This window comes from Hymenobacter chitinivorans DSM 11115 (assembly GCF_002797555.1).
In the GTDB taxonomy this organism is placed as follows: Bacteria; Bacteroidota; Bacteroidia; order Cytophagales; family Hymenobacteraceae; genus Hymenobacter; species Hymenobacter chitinivorans.
In genome coordinates this window covers 650,977-672,930 of the sequence record NZ_PGFA01000001.1, presented here as the reverse complement: position 1 = coordinate 672,930, position 21,954 = coordinate 650,977, and the positions used below count along the sequence as shown (strand labels likewise).

The 21,954-nt window shown below is 59.4% G+C and carries 18 protein-coding genes and 2 tRNA genes; 12 read left to right on the top strand and 8 right to left on the bottom strand.

Features of this window, described 5'->3' with window-relative positions:
• The first annotated feature begins 29 nt into the window (after positions 1-29).
• The 4 genes from pcaF to CLV45_RS02680 all read left to right on the top strand — a co-directional run bounded on the left by pcaF (position 30) and on the right by CLV45_RS02680 (position 4,867).
• Positions 30-1,235, top strand: a complete 1,206-nt coding sequence (gene pcaF / locus CLV45_RS02695; RefSeq protein WP_100334849.1) for a 3-oxoadipyl-CoA thiolase — start codon at positions 30-32, stop codon at positions 1,233-1,235.
• Entirely contained in the window at positions 1,232-1,825 is a 594-nt protein-coding gene (locus CLV45_RS02690; RefSeq protein WP_100334848.1) for an acyltransferase, read from the top strand. Before pcaF ends, CLV45_RS02690 begins: the two co-directional genes overlap by 4 nt.
• Before the next feature lie 118 nt (positions 1,826-1,943).
• Complete coding sequence (paaZ, locus tag CLV45_RS02685) at positions 1,944-3,995, top strand: phenylacetic acid degradation bifunctional protein PaaZ (protein WP_211289893.1); 2,052 nt, start codon at positions 1,944-1,946, stop codon at positions 3,993-3,995.
• A gap of 95 nt (positions 3,996-4,090) precedes the next feature.
• Entirely contained in the window at positions 4,091-4,867 is a 777-nt protein-coding gene (locus tag CLV45_RS02680) for an enoyl-CoA hydratase/isomerase family protein (RefSeq protein ID WP_100334847.1), read from the top strand.
• A gap of 205 nt (positions 4,868-5,072) precedes the next feature.
• Here the strand turns inward: CLV45_RS02680 and CLV45_RS02675 are convergent.
• The 5 genes from CLV45_RS02675 to mltG all read right to left on the bottom strand — a co-directional run bounded on the left by CLV45_RS02675 (position 5,073) and on the right by mltG (position 8,113).
• Positions 5,073-5,157: transfer RNA gene (locus CLV45_RS02675), tRNA-Ser, on the bottom strand.
• A 67-nt stretch (positions 5,158-5,224) separates the two neighbouring features.
• Positions 5,225-5,311 (bottom strand) — tRNA-Ser (locus CLV45_RS02670).
• A 148-nt stretch (positions 5,312-5,459) separates the two neighbouring features.
• Positions 5,460-6,401 (bottom strand): YihY/virulence factor BrkB family protein, encoded by a 942-nt coding sequence (locus CLV45_RS02665; protein ID WP_100336935.1) that lies wholly within the window; start codon positions 6,399-6,401, stop codon positions 5,460-5,462.
• A gap of 7 nt (positions 6,402-6,408) precedes the next feature.
• The gene (locus tag CLV45_RS02660; RefSeq protein WP_100334846.1) at positions 6,409-6,924 is read right to left on the bottom strand and encodes an acyl-CoA thioesterase; all 516 of its coding nucleotides are present in this window, start codon (positions 6,922-6,924) and stop codon (positions 6,409-6,411) included.
• Positions 6,925-7,039: 115 nt separating this feature from the next.
• Positions 7,040-8,113, bottom strand: coding sequence for an endolytic transglycosylase MltG (gene mltG, locus CLV45_RS02655; RefSeq protein WP_100334845.1), 1,074 nt, complete (start codon positions 8,111-8,113; stop codon positions 7,040-7,042).
• Positions 8,114-8,523: 410 nt separating this feature from the next.
• Here mltG and CLV45_RS02650 point away from each other — a divergent pair, with 410 nt between their 5' ends.
• Both CLV45_RS02650 and CLV45_RS02645 read left to right on the top strand, forming a co-directional pair.
• Entirely contained in the window at positions 8,524-9,555 is a 1,032-nt protein-coding gene (locus tag CLV45_RS02650; protein WP_100334844.1) for a T9SS type A sorting domain-containing protein, read from the top strand.
• Positions 9,556-9,749: 194 nt separating this feature from the next.
• Positions 9,750-10,379 carry an L-threonylcarbamoyladenylate synthase gene (locus tag CLV45_RS02645; protein ID WP_100334843.1) on the top strand — a complete coding sequence of 210 codons (630 nt, stop codon included), beginning with the start codon at positions 9,750-9,752 and terminating at the stop codon, positions 10,377-10,379.
• Positions 10,380-10,624: 245 nt separating this feature from the next.
• Here the strand turns inward: CLV45_RS02645 and CLV45_RS02640 are convergent, their stop codons facing one another.
• Positions 10,625-11,524 (bottom strand): lysophospholipid acyltransferase family protein, encoded by a 900-nt coding sequence (locus tag CLV45_RS02640; protein ID WP_170061800.1) that lies wholly within the window; start codon positions 11,522-11,524, stop codon positions 10,625-10,627.
• Positions 11,521-12,393, bottom strand: a complete 873-nt coding sequence (locus CLV45_RS02635) for a hypothetical protein (protein ID WP_100334842.1) — start codon at positions 12,391-12,393, stop codon at positions 11,521-11,523. Before CLV45_RS02635 ends, CLV45_RS02640 begins: the two co-directional genes overlap by 4 nt.
• Positions 12,394-12,578: 185 nt before the next feature.
• On the opposite strand from CLV45_RS02635, the gene CLV45_RS02630 reads away from it, so the two are divergent.
• From CLV45_RS02630 to CLV45_RS02605, 6 genes are all read left to right on the top strand, one after another.
• Positions 12,579-13,199, top strand: coding sequence for a WbqC family protein (locus tag CLV45_RS02630; protein ID WP_245882580.1), 621 nt, complete (start codon positions 12,579-12,581; stop codon positions 13,197-13,199).
• 122 nt (positions 13,200-13,321) lie between these two features.
• Positions 13,322-15,922 carry an ATP-dependent Clp protease ATP-binding subunit gene (locus CLV45_RS02625; RefSeq protein WP_100334841.1) on the top strand — a complete coding sequence of 867 codons (2,601 nt, stop codon included), beginning with the start codon at positions 13,322-13,324 and terminating at the stop codon, positions 15,920-15,922.
• Positions 15,923-16,088: 166 nt separating this feature from the next.
• Positions 16,089-17,657, top strand: a complete 1,569-nt coding sequence (locus tag CLV45_RS02620) for an acyl-CoA carboxylase subunit beta (RefSeq protein WP_100334840.1) — start codon at positions 16,089-16,091, stop codon at positions 17,655-17,657.
• Positions 17,658-17,789: 132 nt separating this feature from the next.
• Positions 17,790-18,860, top strand: a complete 1,071-nt coding sequence (locus tag CLV45_RS02615) for a M42 family metallopeptidase (RefSeq protein WP_100334839.1) — start codon at positions 17,790-17,792, stop codon at positions 18,858-18,860.
• Between the two features lie 103 nt (positions 18,861-18,963).
• Positions 18,964-19,836 (top strand): glycosyltransferase family protein, encoded by an 873-nt coding sequence (locus CLV45_RS02610; RefSeq protein WP_100334838.1) that lies wholly within the window; start codon positions 18,964-18,966, stop codon positions 19,834-19,836.
• A gap of 17 nt (positions 19,837-19,853) precedes the next feature.
• Positions 19,854-20,654, top strand: a complete 801-nt coding sequence (locus CLV45_RS02605; RefSeq protein ID WP_100334837.1) for an ABC transporter substrate-binding protein — start codon at positions 19,854-19,856, stop codon at positions 20,652-20,654.
• Here the strand turns inward: CLV45_RS02605 and CLV45_RS02600 are convergent.
• Positions 20,651-21,913: a 3-phosphoshikimate 1-carboxyvinyltransferase gene (locus CLV45_RS02600; protein ID WP_317045091.1), complete on the bottom strand. Its 1,263-nt coding sequence runs from the start codon at positions 21,911-21,913 to the stop codon at positions 20,651-20,653. The two genes, CLV45_RS02605 and CLV45_RS02600, sit on opposite strands and share 4 nt — an antisense overlap.
• Positions 21,914-21,954: the final 41 nt, after the last annotated feature.

The following is a 21,954-nucleotide window of genomic DNA, read 5'->3' as shown; positions in this document are numbered from 1 at the left end:
ATTTCACTATCTCACCACTTCACCACCTTATGAAACCAGCCTATATAGTTGACGGAATTCGCACGCCCATCGGCAACTTTGGCGGCAGCCTCTCCGCCGTCCGCCCCGATGATATGGCCGCCCTGGTCATTCAGGAGCTGCTCAAGCGGAATCCCAGCACTGACCCCGCCGCCATTGCCGATGTGATTCTAGGCTGCGCCAACCAGGCCGGGGAAGACAACCGCAACGTGGCCCGCATGGCCCTGCTGCTGGCTGGCCTGCCCACTTCCGTGCCCGGCGAAACCGTGAACCGCCTCTGCGCCTCGGGCCTGTCGGCCAGCATTGCCGCCGCCCGCGCCATTCAGAGCGGCGACGGGGACTTGTTCATTTCCGGCGGCGTGGAAAGCATGACCCGCGCGCCCTACGTTATGTCCAAACCCAGCAAAGCCTTCGGCACCGACTCGAAAATGTACGATTCGAGCTTCGGCTGGCGCTTTGTCAACGAGAAGCTGGAGGCCCTGTACGGCATCGATGCCATGGGCGAAACGGCCGAAAACCTGGTCGACCAGTACCACATCAGCCGCGACGACCAGGACCAGTTTGCCTACGAGTCGCACCAGCGCGCCGGCCGGGCCCGGGACTCGGGCCGCTTCAGCGAGGAAATCGTGGGTGTGCCCATTCCCCAGCGCAAGGGCGAGCCGCTGCTCTTTGCCCAGGACGAGTTTATCAAGTCCGAAACGACCCTGGACGTGCTGGCCAAGCTACGGCCCGCGTTTCGCAAAAACGGCTCGGTGACGGCTGGCAACTCCTCGGGCCTGAACGACGGGGCGGCGGCTCTACTGCTGGCCTCGGAAGACGGCCTGAAGCAACACAACCTCACGCCCCGGGCCCGTCTGGTGTCCATGGGCGTGGCCGGCGTGGAGCCCCGCACGATGGGCATCGGTCCGGTACCGGCCTCGCAGTTGGCCCTAAAAAAAGCCGGCCTCACGCTCGACCAGATGGACATTATCGAGTTCAACGAAGCCTTTGCCGCCCAAACCCTGGCCTGCGTGCGGGGCTTGGGCCTGGAAGGCAATGACCCACGCATTAACCCCAACGGCGGCGCTATTGCCCTGGGCCATCCGCTGGGCATGAGCGGAGCGCGCATCCTGAACACGGCTGCCCTGGAATTGCATAAGCAGAACAAGCGCTACGCCCTCATTACCATGTGCGTGGGCGTGGGCCAGGGCTACGCGGCCATCATCGAAAAGGTATGATCTACTCCTTCAACGGTTTGGTGCCGGTCGTGCACGAGTCGGCCTTCGTGCACCCGCAGGCAGCCGTGACGGGCAACGTCATCATTGGCCGCAATGTGTATATCGGGCCGGGTGCGGCTATTCGCGGCGACTGGGGCCAGATTATCATCGAGGATAACTGCAACGTGCAGGAAAACTGCACCGTCCACATGTTTCCCGGCACCACGACGCGGCTCAAGGAAATGGCCCACATCGGCCACGGCGCCATCATTCACGGGGCTACCGTGGGCCGCAACGTGCTGGTGGGCATGAACGCCGTGCTCATGGACCGGGTCGACATCGGTGACGAGTGCATCATCGGGGCCCTGAGCTTTATCAAGGCCGACGAAATCATTCCGCCCCGCAGCTTGGTTGTCGGCAATCCGCACAAGATTATCCGCCAGGTGAGCGACGAGATGCTGCGCTGGAAAACCGAAGGCACCCACATCTACATGCAGCTCCCCGCCGATTTGCACGCCACGCTCCAGCCCTGTGAGCCCCTGCGCGAGGTTCCCGCCGACCGCGCCGTGCAGCAAGCCAGCTACCAGACCTGGGCCGAGCGCAAGCAGTAGCCTTGTAGCGCGAACTGTGTAGTTCGCGTGCTCCGCGCCATATTAACGAGTGTCGTTCTACCACGCGAACTACACAGTTCGCGCTACTTTCTACCCTTCCTTTCCTCCCAATATACCCATGACTCCCACCCTCGAAAACTACGTGCTGGGCCGCTGGACGGCCGGCTCGGGCGAGCAACACGAGCTCTTTGACGCCTCCACCGGCGAAGTCATTGCCATTGCCAACGGCGAAGGTCTCGACTACGCGGGCATGTTTGACTACGCCCGCCGCACCGGCAACAAGGCCCTGCGCAAGATGACCTTCCACGAGCGGGGCCGCATGCTCAAAGCCCTGGCCCTGCACCTGGACAGCAAAAAGGAAGACTTCTACACCCTGAGCTACCGCAGCGGGGCCACCCGCGCCGACTCCTGGATTGACATCGAAGGCGGCATCGGCAACCTGTTTGCCAACGCCTCGCTGCGCCGCAAATTCCCCGATAAGCCGTTCTACGTCGAGTCGGACCCGATTGCGCTGTCGAAGGCCGGCAACTTCATGGGCCACCACATCCTGGTGCCCAAGGAAGGCGTGGCCGTGCATATCAACGCTTACAACTTCCCCATCTGGGGAATGCTGGAGAAAATTGCGGTAAACCTGCTGGCCGGCATGCCCGCCATTGTGAAGCCCGCCGTGCCCTCGGCCTACCTCACCGAAGCCGTGGTGCGCGAAATCATTGCCTCCAAAATCCTACCCGAAGGCGCCCTGCAGCTGGTCGTCGGCTCGGGCCACGGCATCCTGGACCACGTCAACTACCAGGACGTGGTGACCTTCACCGGCTCGGCCGAAACCGGCCGCAAGCTCAAAGGCCACCCGCGGATTCTCGCCGAAGCCGTACCCTTCACCATGGAAGCCGACTCGCTCAACGCCGCCGTGCTGGGTCAGGATGCCGTGCCGGGCACCGTAGAATTTGACTTGTTCATCAAGGAAGTCCGCAAGGAAATGACGTCGAAAGCGGGCCAGAAATGCACGGCCATCCGCCGCATCATTGTGCCCGAAAACCTGGTCGAGGACGTGCAGATTGCCCTGGGTAAGGCCTTGGCCCAAACCACCATCGGGCACCCGCTGGCTGAAGGCGTGCGCATGGGCGCCCTGGCCGGCCGCGAGCAGATGCAGCGCGTGCGGGAGCGGGTCGAGCACCTGGCCAAGAACACGCCCATCGTCTATGGCAACCTGGACGACGTGGCCGTTATCGGCGGCGACTGCAAAGTGGGCGCGTTTATGTCGCCCATCGTGCTGCTCAACCCCGAGCCGTTCAAGTTCACCGACACCCACGAAATAGAGGCGTTTGGGCCCGTGAGCACCATCATGCCGTACAAGGACATCGACGAAGCCATAACGCTCACCAACATGGGCAAAGGCTCCTTGGTATGCTCGGTGGCCACGAATGACCCGCGCACGGCCCAGGAATTCGTGCTGGGCTCGGCCACGCACCACGGCCGGATCTTGGTGCTCAACGAGGAAGTAGCCAAGGAAAGCACCGGTCACGGCTCCCCCCTGCCCCTGCTCATCCACGGCGGCCCCGGCCGGGCCGGCGGCGGCCAGGAAATGGGCGGCATCCGCGGCGTGGAGCACTTCATGCAGCGCGTGGCCATTCAGGGCTCCCCGAGCATGATTACGGCCATTACGGAAGTGTATCAGCCCAAGGCCCGGCAGATTGAGAAGGACAAGCACCCGTTTCAGCACTACTTCGAGGAGCTGGAAATCGGGCAGACGTATACCACCCACCGCCACACCGTCACGGAAGCCGACATTACCAGCTTTGCCCAGGTGTCGGGCGACAATTTCTACGCCCACGTCGACGCTACTTCCCTGGAAGGCACGCTCTTCACCGGCCGCGTGGCCCACGGCTACTACATCCTGAGTAAGGCCGCCGGCATGTTCGTCGACCCGCGTAAAGGCCCGGTGCTGCTGAATTACGGCCTCGACGAGTGCCGCTTCACCAAGCCCGTGTACCCGGGCATGACCATCGGCGTGCAGCTAACCGTGAAGGAGAAAATCGGCCAGGAGAAGCGTGACGCCGAAGACGTAGCCAAAGGCATCGTGCGCTGGCTGGTGGATGTAACTGACGAAACCGGCGAAACCGTGGCCGTAGCCACTATTTTGACTATGGTCAAGAAGAAAAACCAGGAATAGTTTCACGCAGGGTTTCGCAGTGTCATTCAACCGAACACTGCGAAACCCCGCGTTCTATTCACCCCGAGACACTGCGTGAAATAACGATTAGAAGCATGACCACCGATACCCTTTCCGCCGGCAAAGTCGAGGTAACCACTGACGCCCACGGCATCAGCACCGTTTCCTTTTTCCATCCCAGCCACAACTCCCTGCCTGGCGCCCTACTCACTCAGCTGGCCAACACCATTACCGCCACGGGACAAGACCCGAACACAAAAGTCATCATCCTGCGCAGTGAGGGCGAAAAAACCTTCTGCGCCGGCGCCAGCTTCGACGAGCTGATTGCCATCCAGGACGAAGCCCAGGGTCTGGAGTTTTTCTCCGGCTTTGCCAAGGTGATTAATGCTTGCCGCACCTGCCCCAAAATCATCATCGGCCGGGTGCAAGGTAAGGCCATTGGCGGCGGTGTGGGTGTCGCGGCCTCTACGGATTACTGTTTTGCTACCGCGCAAGCCGCCGTGAAGCTCAGCGAACTGGTGGTCGGTATTGGCCCGTTTGTAGTAGGTCCGGCCGTGGAGCGCAAAATCGGGCAGGCGGCCTACGCCCAGCTGGCCCTCGATGCCGCAGAGTTCCGCTCGGCCGAGTGGGCCCACGGCCGGGGCCTCTACGCCGAAGTGCTGCCCACCGCCACCGAGCTGGACGTAGCCGTGCAGGCGTTTGCCGAAAAGCTGGCCCGCTATAACCCCGCAGCCCTGGCCGACCTCAAGCAAGTATTTTGGCAGGGCACCGAGCACTGGGATACGCTGCTGGTTCAGCGCGCCGCCATCAGTGGCCGCCTAGTGTTATCCGACTTCACCCGCGCGGCCATCAGCCAGTTCAAGAGCCGGTAAGCTAAACTTGAGCGCATACCTAAAAGCCCGTTTTCAGCCATGAAAGCGGGCTTTTAGGTAAAGAATCTGGTTTTACCGATTGCCCCACTACCCGCGGTGTTATACCGACGGCAGCAGCGGGGTTGGAATTTCCCCTCTCGGCAAGATGCTTTAGTATAAAAGCAAAAAAGCCCCGTTTGCGCAGTGCAAACGGGGCTTTCTACTGTAGAGAGCGAGGGATTCGAACCCCCGGAGGTTTAACCCTCAACGGTTTTCAAGACCGCCGCAATCGACCACTCTGCCAGCTCTCTAGGTGTGGTAAGTACGAGTATTGTGGTAAAAAGAACGGCTTCACTGCTGAAGCCGTTGCTGAAAATGCAGAGAGGGGGGGATTCGAACCCCCGATACCGTTGCCGGTATAACGGATTTCGAATCCGTCGCATTCGACCACTCTGCCACCTCTCTGTAGGTATTCGTTGAATGGTTTGGGATGGCAAAAGTAATAGGCCTTTGTTTGATTGCAATACCCGCAGCGCATTTTTTTCGCCCCAGTAGTACTCTTTTTTCCCTGCCTTAAACCCCAGAATCCGCTACCTGATTCGCACTGAAGGGCTTACCGATTTTTCAGGCGCCCGGTCACGGCATCGATGCTGACGTTGATTTCGAAGCCTAGAATCAGGGTCATGCACACGAAGTCGAGCCAGACCATGAAGCCGACCAGCGTGCCAATGGAGCCGTAGAAGTGGTTGTAGCTGTCGAAGATCTTGACGTAGAGAATGAACAGGAAGGACACCAGAAAAATCAGCAGGGTGGCTACCACGGCCCCGGCCGACAGGAAGGGCCACTTGTCGTGAATGGGTGGCACGTAGTAGTACACCAGGCAGGTGGTGAGCAAAAACAGGCCGACCACCGAACCGTACTTCAGGATGGAAATCAGCTGATTGGTAAACTGCTCGGGCACAATTTCGTGGAACACCAGCGCGTCGATGATGTAGGTGCCGAAGAAAATACCCACGATGGCCAGCAGCAGCACCGCCGACAGCACCACGGTGAGCAGCGTGGCAATGACCCGCTTGCGCAGGTAGGTGCGGCGCTTAAACGAGGGGTATTTCTTCTCAAACGCGTCGAGCAGGGCCATGATGCCGTTGGAGCTGAGCACCAGGGCCGCGGCAAAACCGAAGGATAGCAAGCCGCCGTGCGGAATGTTGACGATGTCCTCGATGGTGCCCGACACGGCCACGTACATTTCCCGCGGGATTATGTCGCCCAGAAACTGCAGGATATCCACGTTCAGGTTGGGGACCGGAATGTAGGGAATCAGCGTGAAGAGGAAGATAATGGTCGGAAACAGGGCCACCGTCAGGTTGAAGGCCATGTAGGAAGCCCGCTTGCTGATACTGTCGAGCTTGAGCTCCTGAATCATGCGGTCCACCACGTCGTAGACCGAGGCCCGGCCGTGGGAAATGTGCAGCTGCTTGAGCCACACGATAAACTTGCGGTAAGAACGCCGGCGGCGCACGTCGGGCAGGTGGTAGCGGCGAACGGGCAGGCGCATTGCCATCTTACTCGGTGGGCTTGGTGGGTTTATTCGGCACGAAAGCGGCGGCGGCCGGGGCTTCGGCAGGCAATTTCTGCGTGGCCGGGGTAATGGGGCCGGTCAGCTCGTCATCCGAGAAGTACGGGGCCAGTTTGTTCTGGATTTCGGCCGGAATCGGGACGGGGCGGCCGGTGGCCGTGCTTACGAATACCATCAACGTGTGGCCCTCGGTGAGCAGTTCCTGGGCCTCGTTGTAGATTTCGTACTCGAACAACACCCGGGAGCCTTCGGCGGGCTGCTTGAGCAGCAGGCGCACCGTGAGCAGGTCATCGTAGCGGGCCGGGCGCCGGAAGCGGGTGCGTATCTCCCCCACCGGCATGCCCACCCCGTCGGCTTCTAAGTCCTTATAGCGGATGCCGAGCTGCCGGAAGGCCTCGGTGCGGGCTACTTCAAAGTACGCCGCGTAGTTGCCGTGGTACACGTAGCCCATCTGGTCGGTTTCGGCGTAACGCACACGAATTTGGGTGTCGGAAGAGTACATATTTCTAATGTGCTAATGTGCGGAATGTGCTGAGGTGCTAATGTTTAGATGTGGTAAATGTGCAGGTACGTATGATTAGCCTATTCAACCACATCAGCCCTGAGCACACTACACCTTACTTCATAATGCCGGCGCGGCTCAGGGCGGCCTGGTAGCGGCGGGCATTGACCAAGTGGCCGGCCTCGTTGGTAGCAAAGGCGTGGTAGCCGCTGAAGTCCTCCTTGGCGCAGAAGTAGAGGTAGTTGTGCTCCTCGGGGTTCAGCACGGCGTCGATGCTGGCAATGCTGGGCAGGTTGATGGGGCCGGGCGGCAGGCCGGCGTACTTGTAGGTGTTGTAGGGCGAATCCTTCTGCAAATGCACGTTCAGCACCCGTTTGATGGTGAAGTCGTTGTTAGCGTACACTACCGTGGGGTCGGCCTGCAGCTTCATGTTGCGCTTGAGGCGGTTGAGGTACACACCCGCCACCCGGGGCCGCTCGTCGGCGTGCTGCTGCTGCTCGGCCTCCACGATGCTGGCCAGGGTGCTGACCTGCTCGCGCGTCAGGCCCAGCTTTTTGCGCTTGGCATCCCGGGCCGGGGTCCAGAACTTCTCGTACTCCTTTTTCATGCGCTGCATGAGGTTATCGGCCGAGGAATTCCAGTACAGCTCGTAAGTGTTCGGGATGAACATGCCGATGATATTGGTCGTGTCGAAGCCCAGGCTTTTGGTGTAGGTCGGGCTGCTGAGCAGGGAGTCGAACTGGTGGGGCCGGGCATCAATGGCGGTGCTCAGCTTCTGGGCCAGGTCCCGGCGCAGGCGAATGTTCTGAAACGTGAGCTTCAGCGGCGACTGCCGGCCGGCCCGCAGGTCCGAAATCAGCTGGCGATTTGTGTAGCCGTCCTTGATTTCGTAGCGGCCGGGCTTCACCAGCTTGTCGTACTTCATGAGCCGGGCCACAAAGTGCAGCGAGAGTTTATCTACGATTACGCCGGTCCGGTCGATAGAGTCGAGCACGGCCTTGGCCGTTTGGCCGCGGCGCACCAGCACGTAGGTTGGCCGCCCTTTCGTCTCGACGTTGGGCGTGACGAAAATCTGGTAGAAGTAGTAGAAAAACGTAATAAAGATGATGCCCAGCACCCCTACCGTGTAGGCGAAACGGTTGCGGCGGCGGAGCGCGTTGGCTTTGTAATCAATGCGGGGTTTGGTCATTGCAAACGAAAGACGGAGTCAGGGTACTGAAACGAAGCGGTTAGCTCCGGCCCGGCGCTGTTGGAAGGCGGGGCGGAGTTTTTCAGGTCAAAAGTACGCCATCTTGACTGTTTCCCCATTCCCGCTTCCGCAACTAGTCCGCCGGCCTGGCAACGGCCCTGCTGCTTATTGCCGGCAGACCGGGCATGGCCTGCTTCGTTACTGGTAACGTAATGGTAACACAGCGGCAAAACGCACAAAATTTGGGGGTTGGCCAGTATTCACTTAGTTTTAGGATTCAACCCGCCCGTACCCGATTTTTTGGCAGAACAGCTTTGCTTACCTTGTCAGCGAATTTCGCGTACACAGCGCCGTAACTACCTCCTCTTTTTTCACCTCTCTTAACGTTTCACCTTTTCCAACTGACTATCGTGGCACTCTTTACTCCTTCCATTGCCCGCCTGCGCAGCCTGCCCGTGGCCGCTATGCTGCTGGGTTTCTCGCTGGCCGCCCAGGCTCAGACCACCACTCCGATCAACATCACCGGGGGCGCTATCGTCTACCGTCAGGATTTTGACATCATGCTGCCCACGGGGACGAACTACCCCGACGGCTGGACCGGCCTGCGCTACGCTCGCCCCAGCACTACGGCTACTACTGTAGTAAACGAAACTATTACGCCCGTTGTCCTCACGGATGCGTCTACGCTGTCGGGTGCTACCTACAACGCTGGTTTCGCTCAGGGTGCCGCTAATGACTTCGACCGGGCTCTGGGGACCCTGGGTTCGGGCAGCACGGTACCCGCTTTCGGCGCCGCATTCGTCAACAAGAGCGGCGCTGCTATCACCCGCGTGACCATGACGGCTCGCAACGAGCAGTGGCGCACGGGTACCAGCGCTACCGTCAACGAGAAAGCCGTATTCGAATACAGCCTCGACGCTACCAACCTCAACAGCGGTACCACTGCTACCTGGGTTGCTGTGCCAAGCTTCGACATCACCGAAATCACCACCGCCTCCACCACGGCCTCTCTGCAGGACGGTAACGCGCCCGAGAACTCCCGCTTCATCAGCGCTACGCTGACCGGCATCAACTGGCCCAACAACGGCAACCTGTGGATCCGCTGGCGCGACAATGACGACAGCGGCTCCGACGCCCTGTTGTCGATTGACGACTTCGCCCTGGCTACCGGCACCACGACCCTGTCGACCAACAACAAGGCTCTGCAGAACGCTCTGAGCGTATTCCCCAACCCTGCTACCAACCGCGTAACGTTGCGCATGGGCAAGGAAGGCGTAGGTGCTGCAGTTGAAGTATTCAACGTCCTGGGCCAGCGCGTACAGCAGGCTAAAGCCACCCAGGAAGACCTCACCCTGGACGTATCCTCGCTGAAGGCCGGTGTATACACCATCCGCTTCACGACCAACGGGGGCACTGCTACCCGCTCGTTCATGAAGCAGTAAGGCTGATAGCTCTTGCATAAAAAAAGTCCCGACCTACGTAGGTCGGGACTTTTTTTATGCCCTGCTGGACTTCGGCAGGTAACCCTACGCACAAAATGTGCGAATGAGTGGTAGTTGTGTCTTGCAGCTATTACCTTGTCTGCCTAGCAGCGCCGCCGGTGCTGCTTGTTCTTTCCACTCCTCATCTCCCCCCTATGGCTGCTACGTTGCTCCGTATTCACCCCGACAATCCACCCCAGAACCGTTTGTTGCAGGCAGTGGAAGTACTCCGAAACGGCGGCGTTATCATCTACCCCACCGACACTATCTACGGCCTGGGCTGCGACATTCACAATGCCAAAGCCGTGGAAAAGCTGTGCCGCATCAAGGGAATTCACCCCGACAAGGCCAACCTGTCCTTCATCTGCTCCGACCTTTCGCACATCACCGACTATGCCCACGGCATTACCACGCCGGTGTATAAAGTTTTGAAAAAAGCCCTGCCCGGCCCGTTTACTTTCATTTTTGAAGCTAGCCCCAAAGCCCCGAAATACGGCGGCGTGAAACGCAAGACGGTGGGTATTCGGGTGCCCGACCACAACATCTGCCTGGGCCTGGTAAAGGAGCTCGGCAACCCGATTGTCACCACCTCTATCCGCGACGACGACGAGCTGCTGGAATACACCACCGACCCGGACCTGATTTTTGAGAAGTACCGCTCCCTGGTGGATTTGGTTATCGACGGCGGCTTCGGCAACAACATCGCCAGCACCGTCGTCGACTGCACCAACGAAGACTTCGATATCGTCCGCCAGGGCGCCGGTGACATCGAGCAATACCTGTGATAATGTGCTCAGGTGCTAATGTGCGTAATGTGCTAATGTAAAAGCCTCGCGCCCTTGCGAGGCGCAGCTGTAGCCATCCGCTGAAATGTGCGGAGCCTTCTAATGTGAAAAGCCCTTTCCCGTAGCAACGAGAAAGGGCTTTCTGGTAAAAGACTGTGACTATCTGCGCAGAGGACGGATGGCTTCGTAAGCTCGCAAAGACACGAGTTTTGCCTTAGCGCATCAGCACATTAATCATTAGCACATTAAGCCCCCCGTTTGTGCTTCCAGCGGCGGTGCGTCCAGAGGTAGCTGGCGGGGGCGGCCTGAATGTCGCGCTCCAGGTGGCGGGCAAAGGCTTCGGTCACCACGTAGCCATCCTTGTCCAGCGGGGTGGTGCCGTCGTGCAGGGGCAGAATTACCAGCTCGTAGTAGCCCCGTTTCACGCGCTTAATGTTCACGTACACCACTGGGCAGTTGAACTGGCTGGCCAGCCGGTCGGCGCTGCTGTAAAAGCTGGTTTCCTGATTCAGAAACTGGGTCCAGTACGGACGGTCTTCGGGGCCAGCGGCCTGGTCGGTGAGCATGCTCATGGCCCGCCCTTCGGTGCGCCGCTTGATAAGGTCCCGCAGCGTGTCGCGCATCGGAATCAGGTGGGCCCCACTGCGGGTGCGCAGCCGAAACAGAAAGTCTTCGAAGAACGGGTTGCTCAGGGGCTTGTACACGCCGTAGGCCCGGCCGGGAAACTCCAGGGCTCCGGCCGGCAGAATCCACTCCCAGTTGCCGGCGTGGGAGCCCAGGGCCAGCACCGTGCGGCCCTGGGCAAAGGGCCCGGACAGCAGCTCCGGATTCCGGATAACCACGCGTCGGCGCAGCTCCTCGTCCGACATGGCGGCCAGCTTCAGAATCTCGACCATCACCTGGGAAAAGTGCCGGTAAAAGCCCTTGCGAATCCGCTGAATTTCGGCTTCCGGCTTTTCCGGGAACGAGTTGCGCAGGTTTTCCAGCACCACCCGCTTGCGGTAGCCAATAACGTAGTGCATAAGTCCGTAGAGGCCCCCGGCCAGCACGTGCAGCACGGACAAGGGTAAGTGGGCCAGGCCCATCAAGAGCCACTGCAGGGGCAAGTAGCCCCAGTGGTAAGTGCGAGTACTTCGTTCGGTCATCGGGGAGCTACCACACCAGCAGGCGCGTAATCGGCCACGTTGCGGTGCAGTAGGGCATTTTTGGTAAAAAGAACTTTGTTTTTGGCGTCGCGGCCTTCAATGGTCAGGGTAAAGTCGCCGCCGGGCAGCTTGCTCATATCCAGCTCCCCTACTACCGGCGTGCTTTGCCCCAGGGCCCCCTTCACGGTGGCATTGGTCGTCAGCGCATCTTTGGCCGCCCCGGCCAGCCGCAGCCGGTAGCGCAGCTGCACCGTTTGCTCGGGCTTCACGTTGTAGAGCTCACCGTAGAAAAAGGCCCGGTCGGCCCCACGGCCGTAGAGCCCACCCGGGGCCCGGGTCAGGTTGAAGCCGCCGCGGACAAAGTTACTAGCCTCCGCCGACTTTGAGGCCGGCCGGGCCAGCAGCACAATATCACTCAAAGCCAATCCTTTGCTGCCCGACTCGATAAGCAGGGGCTGCTCTACCACGTTGTTTTGCCCGGCCCGGTACTGGTCGCGCACCTGCCCGCGAAGCGTGTACTTGCCGTCGGGCAGCAAAACCCGCTTCTGAAAGCTCACCGGATTTTTCAAGCTTACCGACGTGTCGCTAAGCACCGGCGGCTTGAGCGTAATGGTTTCCTGGTAGGCCGCTGAACCATCTTCGCGGATAATTTCCAACGTCACGCTGGCCGCGGCCTGAAACACTTTCGGTGCCCGCCGCTTATACGTCAGTGACTGACCCGGCACGGTGGCGTAGAGCTCAACCACGGCGCCTTTCACCGCTATGTCGTCGTTTCGGAAGCGGACCACGTCCAGCAGCAGTTGCGGGGGTACGGCCGCCTGCAACGAGCCAGTAAGCAATAAGGCGAACAGCAAAAGCCAGGAGCGCATAGTGTCAGTTTGACGGATGAAAAGGCAAGGTAAAGCTCCGAAAGCTGTTTTGGTAAGGTAATGGTTCAGCGCTGAAGCCGCCAAAGGTGCATTTAAATGAGGATTTACATTCTGTATAAAGCAAATACTACGAACTCCTCCTTTCTTGCCCCAGCTTTCCGCCTCCTTGTTCCCTAACCTCCTCCGTGCCCATCCTCTTCGAATCCCAGTACAACCCGCCCGCCCAGTTCTTTGCCGAGCTGCCCGGCCACGACGCCCTCTGGCTGGAACGCCACGACAACTACCGCAAGCAAACCTACCGGAACCGCTGCCTGATTCTGACCAACCAGGGCGTCAAGCCGCTCACAGTGCCCGTTATTGACGGCAACCGCAGCGAAAAAGTCCTAACCTCAGCCATTGAAATCGACTACCGCCAGAACTGGGTGCACCAGCATTGGCGCAGCCTGCAAACCGCCTACGGCGGTACTCCGTACTTTGAGTATTACGCTGATTATCTGCACGACATCTACTTGCAGAAGCCCGCGCTACTTTTCGAACTCAATCTAGCCTTTCTGCGGTTCTACTTCCGCTGCCTGCGGTTGCGCACTCCCGTGGAGTTCACCACCGAGTATCACCCTCAGTACGCCCCTGCTCTCGTGCTCGACCGGCGCGATTGTCTGACACCAAAGGCCCCGGATGGCACAGAACCTGACAGGAAGTCGGTTCGGCCCTATCCGCAGACGTTTGGTAAAGATTTTGTACCGGGACTCAGCATCTTAGACCTGCTTTTTATGCAGGGACCGGCCGCCGGCAGTTTTCTTGCGTAGTGCAATTACTGCCTCCGAACCTTCGCCCGTATTTACCTGTTTTCAGGTTACTTCGGCCCAACCCGCTCATTGTTCAGTAACCTTGGCTTGCGGGGCACCGTTTTTCTTCATTACTTATCTGCATGGAAGCTAAATTCTCAAATCGAGTCAAGGAGGTCATCTCCCTGAGCCGGGAAGAGGCCATCCGGCTCGGTCACGACTATATCGGTACCGAACACCTATTACTAGGCATGATTCGCGAAGGGGAAGGCACTGCTATCGGCTTGCTCAAGAAATTGGGCGTGTCGGTGGAAGAGCTGAAATACGCCCTTGAGCAAGCCACTCGTAATACGGCCACCCAGGGCACGAGCATCACCGGCTCGATTCCCCTGACCAAACAGACCGAGAAAGTTCTCAAGATCACCTACCTGGAGGCCAAAATCTTCAAGAGTGAAATCATTGGCACGGAACACCTGTTGCTGTCGATTTTGCGCGACGAAGACAATATTTCTTCCCAAATCCTGAGCAAATTCAACGTGAACTACGAAGCCGTTCGCGACTCGCTGGACTACCACGGCAACACTGCCCCCACCGACCGCGCCCCCGACACTGACGACGACGACAACGACAAACTCTTTGGCGGCAGCGCCGGCCGCGGTGGCGCGGGCAGCAGCGCCGCCCCGCGCAAGCAAGGGGAGAAGTCGCGGACGCCCGTTCTCGACAATTTTGGTCGCGACCTGACCAAGCTGGCTGAGGAAGACAAGCTCGACCCCATCGTGGGCCGGGAAAAGGAAATTGAGCGCGTTGCCCAAATCCTGTCGCGCCGTAAAAAGAACAACCCCATCCTCATTGGTGAGCCCGGGGTAGGTAAAACGGCAATTGCCGAAGGCCTCGCCCTGCGCATCATCCAGAAGAAAGTCTCGCGCGTGCTCTTCGGCAAGCGCGTCGTAACCCTCGACCTGGCTTCGCTGGTAGCTGGTACCAAGTACCGCGGCCAGTTCGAAGAGCGGATGAAGGCCGTGATGAACGAGCTGGAGAAGTCGCCCGACGTTATCCTGTTTATCGATGAGCTCCACACCATCGTAGGCGCCGGCGGTGCCTCCGGTTCGCTGGACGCCTCGAACATGTTCAAACCAGCTTTGGCCCGCGGCGAAATTCAATGCATCGGCGCCACCACGCTGGACGAGTACCGGCAGTATATCGAGAAGGATGGCGCCCTGGCCCGTCGTTTCCAGATGGTAATGGTGGACCCCACCACGCCCGAGGAAACCATCGAAATCCTGCACAACATCAAAGACAAGTACCAGGACCACCACCACGTACTGTACACCGACAAGGCCATTGAGGCCTGCGTCAAGCTGTCGGACCGCTACATGAGTGACCGGTTCCTGCCCGACAAAGCCATTGACATCCTCGATGAGGCTGGTGCGCGCGTGCACATCAACAACATCGTGGTGCCCGAGGATATCCTGAAGCTTGAAGAGAGCATCGAGAATATCAAGACGGAGAAAAACCGGGTGGTAAAGTCGCAGAAATACGAGGAAGCCGCCCAGCTTCGCGACAAGGAAAAGAAACTTCTGGAGCAGCTCGACCAGGCCAAAAAGAACTGGGAGGACGAGACCAAGAAGAAGCGCTACACGGTGAAAGAGGAAAACGTGGCCGAAGTTATTGCCATGATGACCGGTATTCCCGTGAGCCGCGTGGCTCAGAACGAAAGCCAGAAGCTGCTCAACATGGGCGAAGAGCTGCAAGGCAAAGTGATTGGCCAGGACAAAGCCATCAAGCAACTGGTGAAAGCCATTCAGCGCACCCGCGTGGGCCTGAAGGACCCCAAGAAGCCAATTGGTTCGTTCGTATTCCTGGGCCCGACCGGTGTTGGTAAGACGGAGCTGGCCAAGGTTCTGGCTACCTACCTTTTCGACAAGGAAGACGCCTTGGTGCGTGTCGACATGAGCGAATACATGGAGAAATTCAGCGTATCGCGCCTCGTGGGGGCACCTCCCGGCTACGTGGGCTACGAAGAAGGCGGTCAGCTGACGGAGAAAATCCGCCGCAAGCCGTACTCGGTTATCCTGCTCGACGAGATTGAAAAGGCTCACCCCGACGTGTACAACCTGCTCCTGCAGGTGCTCGACGACGGTATCCTGACTGACGGTTTGGGTCGCAAGGTTGACTTCCGCAACACCATCATCATCATGACCTCCAACATTGGGGCGCGTGACCTGGCGGACTTCGGCGCTGGTATTGGTTTTGGTACCAAGGCCCGGACGGAAAACCTGGATGAGATTACCAAAGGCACCATCACCAATGCTCTGCGGAAAACCTTCTCGCCCGAGTTCCTCAACCGTTTGGACGACGTTATCGTCTTCAACTCGCTCGAGAAGAAAGATATCCACAAGATTATCGACATCTCGCTGTCGAAGCTGCTCTCGCGCATTCAGACGCTCGGCTACAAAGTGGAGCTGACCGAAGCCGCCAAGGACTTCGTGGCCGACAAAGGCTACGACCCCAAGTACGGTGCACGGCCGCTGAACCGGGCTATCCAGAAGTACATCGAAGATCCGATTGCTGAGGAAATCCTGAAAGCCGAAATTGCCCAGGGTGACGTCATCACCGCCGACTTCACGGAAGGCGCGGAAGAACTAACCTTCGCCGTGAGCAAGAGCGGGGAGCAAACCAACCTCGCCAGCGACGAGCGGCCCGAAGAGGCCCCCGAGTCGCCGGACACCGAGAAAGGCAAGTAATCTGCTTTAAGTAAACAAAAAGCCAGTCCTGAGAGGGCTGGCTTTTTTGTTTGGTGGCCTGTTTACCGCTAAAACCTGGCAAGGGAAAGCCGCCCGAATCTGGTGCGGCTTTTTTTGCGCCCTTACGTTACCTTTGACCTCATTACTCATCCCACCGCTTTCCTCAATGTCCGATCCGCACGCTGAAGCCCAACTAAGCAAACTCGAAATTCTCGACCGCAAAAATCAGGAGGCCCTGCTCGGCGGCGGCCAAGCCCGCATCGACGCCCAACACGCCAAAGGCAAGCTCACGGCCCGGGAACGGGTGGATTTGCTGCTCGACGAAGGCTCGTTTGAGGAAATCGGCAAGTTCGTCATGCACCGCTCCAAGGACTTCGGCCTGGACAAGGAATATTACCTCGGTGACGGAGTTATTACGGGCTACGGCACGGTAAACGGCCGTTTGATCTACGTCTTTTCCCAGGACTTCACGGTGTTTGGCGGCTCGCTGAGCGAAACCCACGCCGAGAAAATCGTCAAGATTATGGACCTGGCTATGAAGAACGGCGCGCCCGTAATCGGCCTGAACGACTCGGGCGGGGCCCGGATTCAGGAAGGCGTGGTGAGCCTGGGCGGTTACGCCGACATTTTCTACAAGAATACCCTGGCCTCGGGCGTCATTCCGCAGCTCTCGGCCATCATGGGCCCGTGCGCGGGCGGCGCGGTATATTCGCCGGCCATTACCGACTTCATTCTGATGGTGGAAAACACGAGCTATATGTTCGTGACGGGCCCCAACGTGGTGAAGACCGTGACCCACGAAAACGTGACCAGCGAAGAGTTGGGCGGCGCCAGCACCCACTCGGCCAAGAGCGGCGTGACCCACTTCAGCTGCGCCAACGAAGTGGCCTGCATCAACCACCTCAAGGCCCTGCTGAGCTACATGCCCCAGAACTGCGAGGAAACGGCTCCTACCCTGCCCTACGAGGCCCAGGGCGACGAGTCGCGCCCGGCGCTGGACAACATCATTCCCGAAAACCCCAACCAGCCCTACGACATTCGCGAGGTTATCGAAGGCATCATTGACGCGGATTCCTTCCTGGAAGTACACCAGAACTTTGCCGAAAATATCGTCGTAGGTTTTGCCCGCCTCGGGGGCCGCAGCATTGGCATTGTGGGCAACCAGCCGGCCGTTTTGGCGGGTGTGCTCGACATCAACGCTTCGACCAAGGCGGCCCGTTTCGTGCGGTTCTGCGACTCGTTCAACATTCCGCTGCTGGTGCTGGAAGACGTACCCGGCTTCTTGCCCGGCACCGACCAGGAATGGCGCGGCATCATCACCAACGGGGCCAAGCTGCTCTACGCCTTCTGCGAAGCTACCGTGCCGCGCATCACCGTTATTACCCGCAAAGCCTACGGCGGAGCCTACGACGTAATGAACTCCAAGCACATCGGGGCCGACATGAACTACGCCTGGCCCACGGCCGAAATTGCGGTAATGGGCGCCAAAGGTGCGGCGGAAATTATCTTCAAGCGCGAAATTGCCCAGGCGGCCGACCCCGAAGCCAAGCTCCAGGAAAAGGTGGACGAATACCAGCAGAAATTCGCCACGCCGTACCGGGCGGCCCACCGCGGGTTCGTCGACGAAGTTATTCTGCCCTCCCAAACCCGGCAAAAGTTAATTCGGGCGTTTAAGATGCTGGAAAACAAGGTAGATGTGCTGCCACGCAAGAAACACGGGAATATTCCACTCTAGATTAAACCAATTTTAATCCTAATATCGTAACTGCCCTGCCCGATACGTTTTAGCAACTGTTGCTACGGCGGCCTCCGGCAGGTGCGGTTTTATTTTCTCATCCGCTTAAAACGCGGTTTGCCTTTACTGCTTATGCGTCAAGAAAGCTTTGATTTCCTTCAGCGCTACCTGAATAACGCCTCCCCCACCGGCTTTGAGAAAGAAGGCCAGAAGCTGTGGCTTGACTACCTCAAACCCTACATCGACGAGTACTTCGTGGATACCTACGGTACCGTCGTGGGCGTTATTAATCCGCAAGCCGAGTACAAAGTCGTGATTGAGGCTCACGCCGACGAAATCAGCTACTTCGTTAACTACATCACCAAGGAAGGCTACATCTACCTGCGCCGCAACGGCGGCTCGGATGCCCTGGTGGCGCCTTCCAAGCGCGTGAATATCCACACCGACAAGGGCGTGGTGAAGGCCGTATTCGGCTGGCCCGCTATTCACGTGCGCAAGGTAGAGCAGGACAAGGCCCCGACCATCGAAACGATTTTCCTGGACTGCGGCGCCTCGTCGCAGAAGGAAGTCGAGGAAATGGGCATCCACGTGGGCTCCGTCGTGACCTTCGAGGATGAGTTCATGGTGATGAACGAGAAGTTCTACGTGGGCCGGGCCCTCGACAACCGGGTGGGCGGCTTCATGATTGCCGAAGTAGCCCGCATGCTCAAGGAAAACGGCAAAACCCTGCCCTTCGGCCTTTACATCGTGAATGCGGTGCAGGAGGAAATCGGGCTGCGCGGGGCCGAAATGGTAGCCCACCGCATCAACCCCAATGTGGCCATCATTACGGACGTGACCCACGATACTCAGTCGCCGATGTACGAGAAAAAGACGGCCGGCGACCTGCACTGCGGCAAAGGACCCGTTATTACCTACGGTCCGGCGGTGCAGAACAATCTGCGGGACCTGATTATCAAGAGCGCCCAGGAAGCCGAAATTCCCTTCCAGCGCGCCGCCGCCACCCGCGCTACCGGCACCGATACCGACGCGTTTGCCTACTCCGGCTCGGGTGTGGCTTCGGCCCTGATTTCGCTGCCCCTGAAGTACATGCACACCACGGTGGAAACCGTGCACGCCGAAGATGTGGACAACGTGACCAAGCTCATCTACGAGACGCTGCTGCGCATCGAGGACGGCCACGACTTCCGTTATTTCAGCTAGGCCTATCTTTGCGCCCGTGCTCTAAAAACGCATGGCCGGCTTGCTTTCGGGCAACGCTGGCCATGCGTTTCTGTATCCTGTTTTCCTCTGCTCCTGCTCCGTTATGAAAATTGCCGGCTTCACCATCGTTCGAAACGCGGTGCTCAACGACTATCCCGTGGTGGAAGCCATTGAGTCGATTCTGCCCGTGGTGGACGAAATGGTGGTCAGCATCGGCGACGGGGACGACGGGACTGAGGAGTTGATTCGCAGCATCGACTCGCCCAAGCTGCGCATTGTGCACTCAGTTTGGGACCCAGCCCTGCGCCAGGGCGGGCAGGTGCTGGCCGTGGAAACCAACAAGGCCTTTCAGCAGATTTCACCCGATGCCGACTGGGCTTTCTACATTCAGGCCGACGAGGTAGTGCCCGAGCAGTACCACGCCGCCATCCGGGCTGCCGCCGAGCGGCACCTAGCCGATAAACGCGTGGAAGGGCTGCTGTTCAAGTACCTGCACTTCTACGGCACGTTCGACTACGTGGGCGACTCCCGCCGCTGGTATGGGCACGAGGTGCGCATCATCCGCAACGACAAGGCCATTACGTCTTACAAGGATGCCCAGGGCTTTCGGCGCAATGGCGAAAAGCTGCGCGTACAGCCTGCCGACGGCTTCGTATACCACTACGGCTGGGTGAAGAACCCCGAGCAGATGCTGCGCAAGATGAAGCACATCAACCAGTTCTGGCACGGCGACAAACCCGCCGAGGAACAGCCACTGGCCACGGCCGACGTGTTCAACTTCGACGACTTCGACTCCCTGGAGAAATTTACCGGCCAGCACCCGCGCGTCATGCAGCGCCGCATTGCCCGTCTCAACTGGCACGTTGACATCGACGTGACCCAGAAGCGGTTTTCGTTGAAGAACAAGCTGCTCTACTGGATTGAGAAAACGACTGGCAAACGCCTGTTCGAGTTCAAGAACTACCAGCTGCTCTAACCCCTACCCTGCCGCCCGTGGAGCTTCCCTTCGTTCAGCCCCCGCTTACCGTCACCGACCAGCTGAACCGGCGGGTGGCGGTGCCGTTTCCGCCCCTGCGCATTGTGTCCCTGGTGCCTTCCCAGACCGAGCTGCTGTATGATTTGGGTTTGGGCAGCCGGGTGGTAGGCGTGACCAAGTTTTGCATTCACCCGGCCGAAGCCCGGCAGCAGGCCACCATTATCGGGGGCACCAAGAACTTCGACTTCGAGAAAATTGAGGCGCTGCGGCCCGATTTGATTATTGGCAACAAGGAGGAAAACTACCAGGCCGGCATCGAGCAATTGGCGCAGAAATACCCGGTGTGGCTCAGCGACATCAGCAACCTGGACGAGGCCCTGGATATGATTCGCCGCGTGGGGCTGATTACCGGCCGCAAGCCCGCCGCCGACGCAATGGCCGACGAAATAGCCGGTTCGTTTGCCGCCCCGCCCGAGCCGGCGGCCCTCACGCCGGCGGCGTACTTTATCTGGCGCAAGCCCTACATGGTGGCCGCCGGCAATACGTTTATTGATACGATGCTGCCCCGGGCTGGCTTCCGCAACGTGTTTGCCAACCAGAGCCGCTACCCCGAAATAAGCGCCGAGCAGCTGGCCGCCGCGGCGCCGGCCGTTATTCTGCTGTCGTCGGAGCCCTACCCTTTCGCCGAAAAGCACGTGGCCGAGTTCCAGCAAATCTGTCCCTCGGCCACGGTGCGTATTGTTGATGGGGAGCTGTTCAGCTGGCACGGCAGCCGGCTGCGGCACTCGGCGGCCTACTTTCAGTCTCTACAGCACTAAGCTTGTTCCGTTACTTCAAAACCCGCTTTGCGCAGCTCGGCCCAGAACTGCGGGTAGGATTTGCGTACGACTGAGGGAGCCAGCACCGTGAGCGGGCCGCGCAACGCCAGCGGCGCAAAAGCCATAGCCATGCGGTGGTCGTGGTAAGTTTCGATGGTTTGACCCGCTACCCGGAACTCCGCTACCGGTACCCGGAAGCGTCCTTCGCCCTCGTCAACCAACGAACCGCCGAACTTGGCCAACTCCGCTTGCAGGGCCGCAATCCGGTCGGTTTCCTTGATGCGCAGACTTTCCAGGCCGGTGAGCACCAGCGGCACACCCAGGGCGGCGGCTACTACGGCTACGGTTTGGGCCAGGTCGGGGCAGTCGGTGAAATCCTGCTCTACGCCGGCGCTTACTGGCTGCTGAGTCAGGGTCACGCCGGTTTCGTGGAACTCGGTGGCTACGCCTAGTTGGTTCATAATCCCAACAATGGCCTGGTCGCCCTGCCAGGAATGGCGGCGCAACCCCGGCAATGTGATGCTGGAACCCTCGGGGCCCAGAGCCACCATGGCGTACCAGTAGCTAGCCGCCGACCAGTCCGACTCAATGGTATAATCGGCGGCGTGGTAAGGTTGGGGCCGCACTTCGATTACCTCTCCCAAATCCCGGCACTGCCCGCCGAAATGCTGCAGCAACGACTGGGTCATGCGGATGTAGGGCCGGGAGCCGACTTTACCGGTCAGACGCAGGCGCAGGCCGCCGGGCAGCTGGTTGCCCACCATCATCAGGGCCGAAATGTACTGGCTGCTGATGTCGCCCCGCACGCTGAGCTCGGCGGGTTCATCGGCGGCCAGCTCGGGCTGCCAGCCTTGCAGTTGCAATGGTGGGTAGCCATCCTGCTCAGTGTAGCTGATGCGGGCCCCGAGTTGGCGTAGGGCATCTACGAGCACGCCGATGGGCCGCTGCCGCATCCGGGCCGTACCGGTGAGCTCCACTTGCCGGCCGGTTACGGCCAAGTAGGCCGTCAGGAAGCGCATCACGGTGCCGGCATCTTCGGCATTCAGCGTATCGGCGCTCAAGGGCGTGGCTAGCAGGCGCTGCATGAGCTCGGTGTCATTGGCGTCGGAAAGATTGGCAAGCTGCCCACCGCCGGCCAGGGCCCGGATAATCAGGGCGCGGTTGCTTTCACTTTTGGAAGCTGGAAGCTGGGCACTGCCGCTGAGCGGCCCGCCAGTCCATTGCAGCTGCAGAGAGGAAGAAGTATCGATGAGTGACAAGAGTTTTAAGCCAGAAAAAGAAACGACGCCGCAAATTAGCC

What these genes read in the sequence shown, in the direction of transcription:
- CLV45_RS02660 (WP_100334846.1), bottom strand. Translation starts at nt 6,924, where the DNA reads ATGTACTCTTCCGACACCCAAATTCGTGTGCGTTACGCCGAAACCGAC.
- CLV45_RS02610 (WP_100334838.1), top strand. Translation starts at nt 18,964, where the DNA reads ATGAAAATTGCCGGCTTCACCATCGTTCGAAACGCGGTGCTCAACGAC.
- CLV45_RS02615 (WP_100334839.1), top strand. Translation starts at nt 17,790, where the DNA reads ATGCGTCAAGAAAGCTTTGATTTCCTTCAGCGCTACCTGAATAACGCC.
- paaZ (WP_211289893.1), top strand. Translation starts at nt 1,944, where the DNA reads ATGACTCCCACCCTCGAAAACTACGTGCTGGGCCGCTGGACGGCCGGC.
- CLV45_RS02640 (WP_170061800.1), bottom strand. Translation starts at nt 11,524, where the DNA reads ATGACCGAACGAAGTACTCGCACTTACCACTGGGGCTACTTGCCCCTG.
- CLV45_RS02665 (WP_100336935.1), bottom strand. Translation starts at nt 6,401, where the DNA reads ATGCGCCTGCCCGTTCGCCGCTACCACCTGCCCGACGTGCGCCGCCGG.
- CLV45_RS02625 (WP_100334841.1), top strand. Translation starts at nt 13,322, where the DNA reads ATGGAAGCTAAATTCTCAAATCGAGTCAAGGAGGTCATCTCCCTGAGC.
- CLV45_RS02690 (WP_100334848.1), top strand. Translation starts at nt 1,232, where the DNA reads ATGATCTACTCCTTCAACGGTTTGGTGCCGGTCGTGCACGAGTCGGCC.
- mltG (WP_100334845.1), bottom strand. Translation starts at nt 8,113, where the DNA reads ATGACCAAACCCCGCATTGATTACAAAGCCAACGCGCTCCGCCGCCGC.
- pcaF (WP_100334849.1), top strand. Translation starts at nt 30, where the DNA reads ATGAAACCAGCCTATATAGTTGACGGAATTCGCACGCCCATCGGCAAC.
- CLV45_RS02635 (WP_100334842.1), bottom strand. Translation starts at nt 12,393, where the DNA reads ATGCGCTCCTGGCTTTTGCTGTTCGCCTTATTGCTTACTGGCTCGTTG.
- CLV45_RS02680 (WP_100334847.1), top strand. Translation starts at nt 4,091, where the DNA reads ATGACCACCGATACCCTTTCCGCCGGCAAAGTCGAGGTAACCACTGAC.
- CLV45_RS02620 (WP_100334840.1), top strand. Translation starts at nt 16,089, where the DNA reads ATGTCCGATCCGCACGCTGAAGCCCAACTAAGCAAACTCGAAATTCTC.
- CLV45_RS02645 (WP_100334843.1), top strand. Translation starts at nt 9,750, where the DNA reads ATGGCTGCTACGTTGCTCCGTATTCACCCCGACAATCCACCCCAGAAC.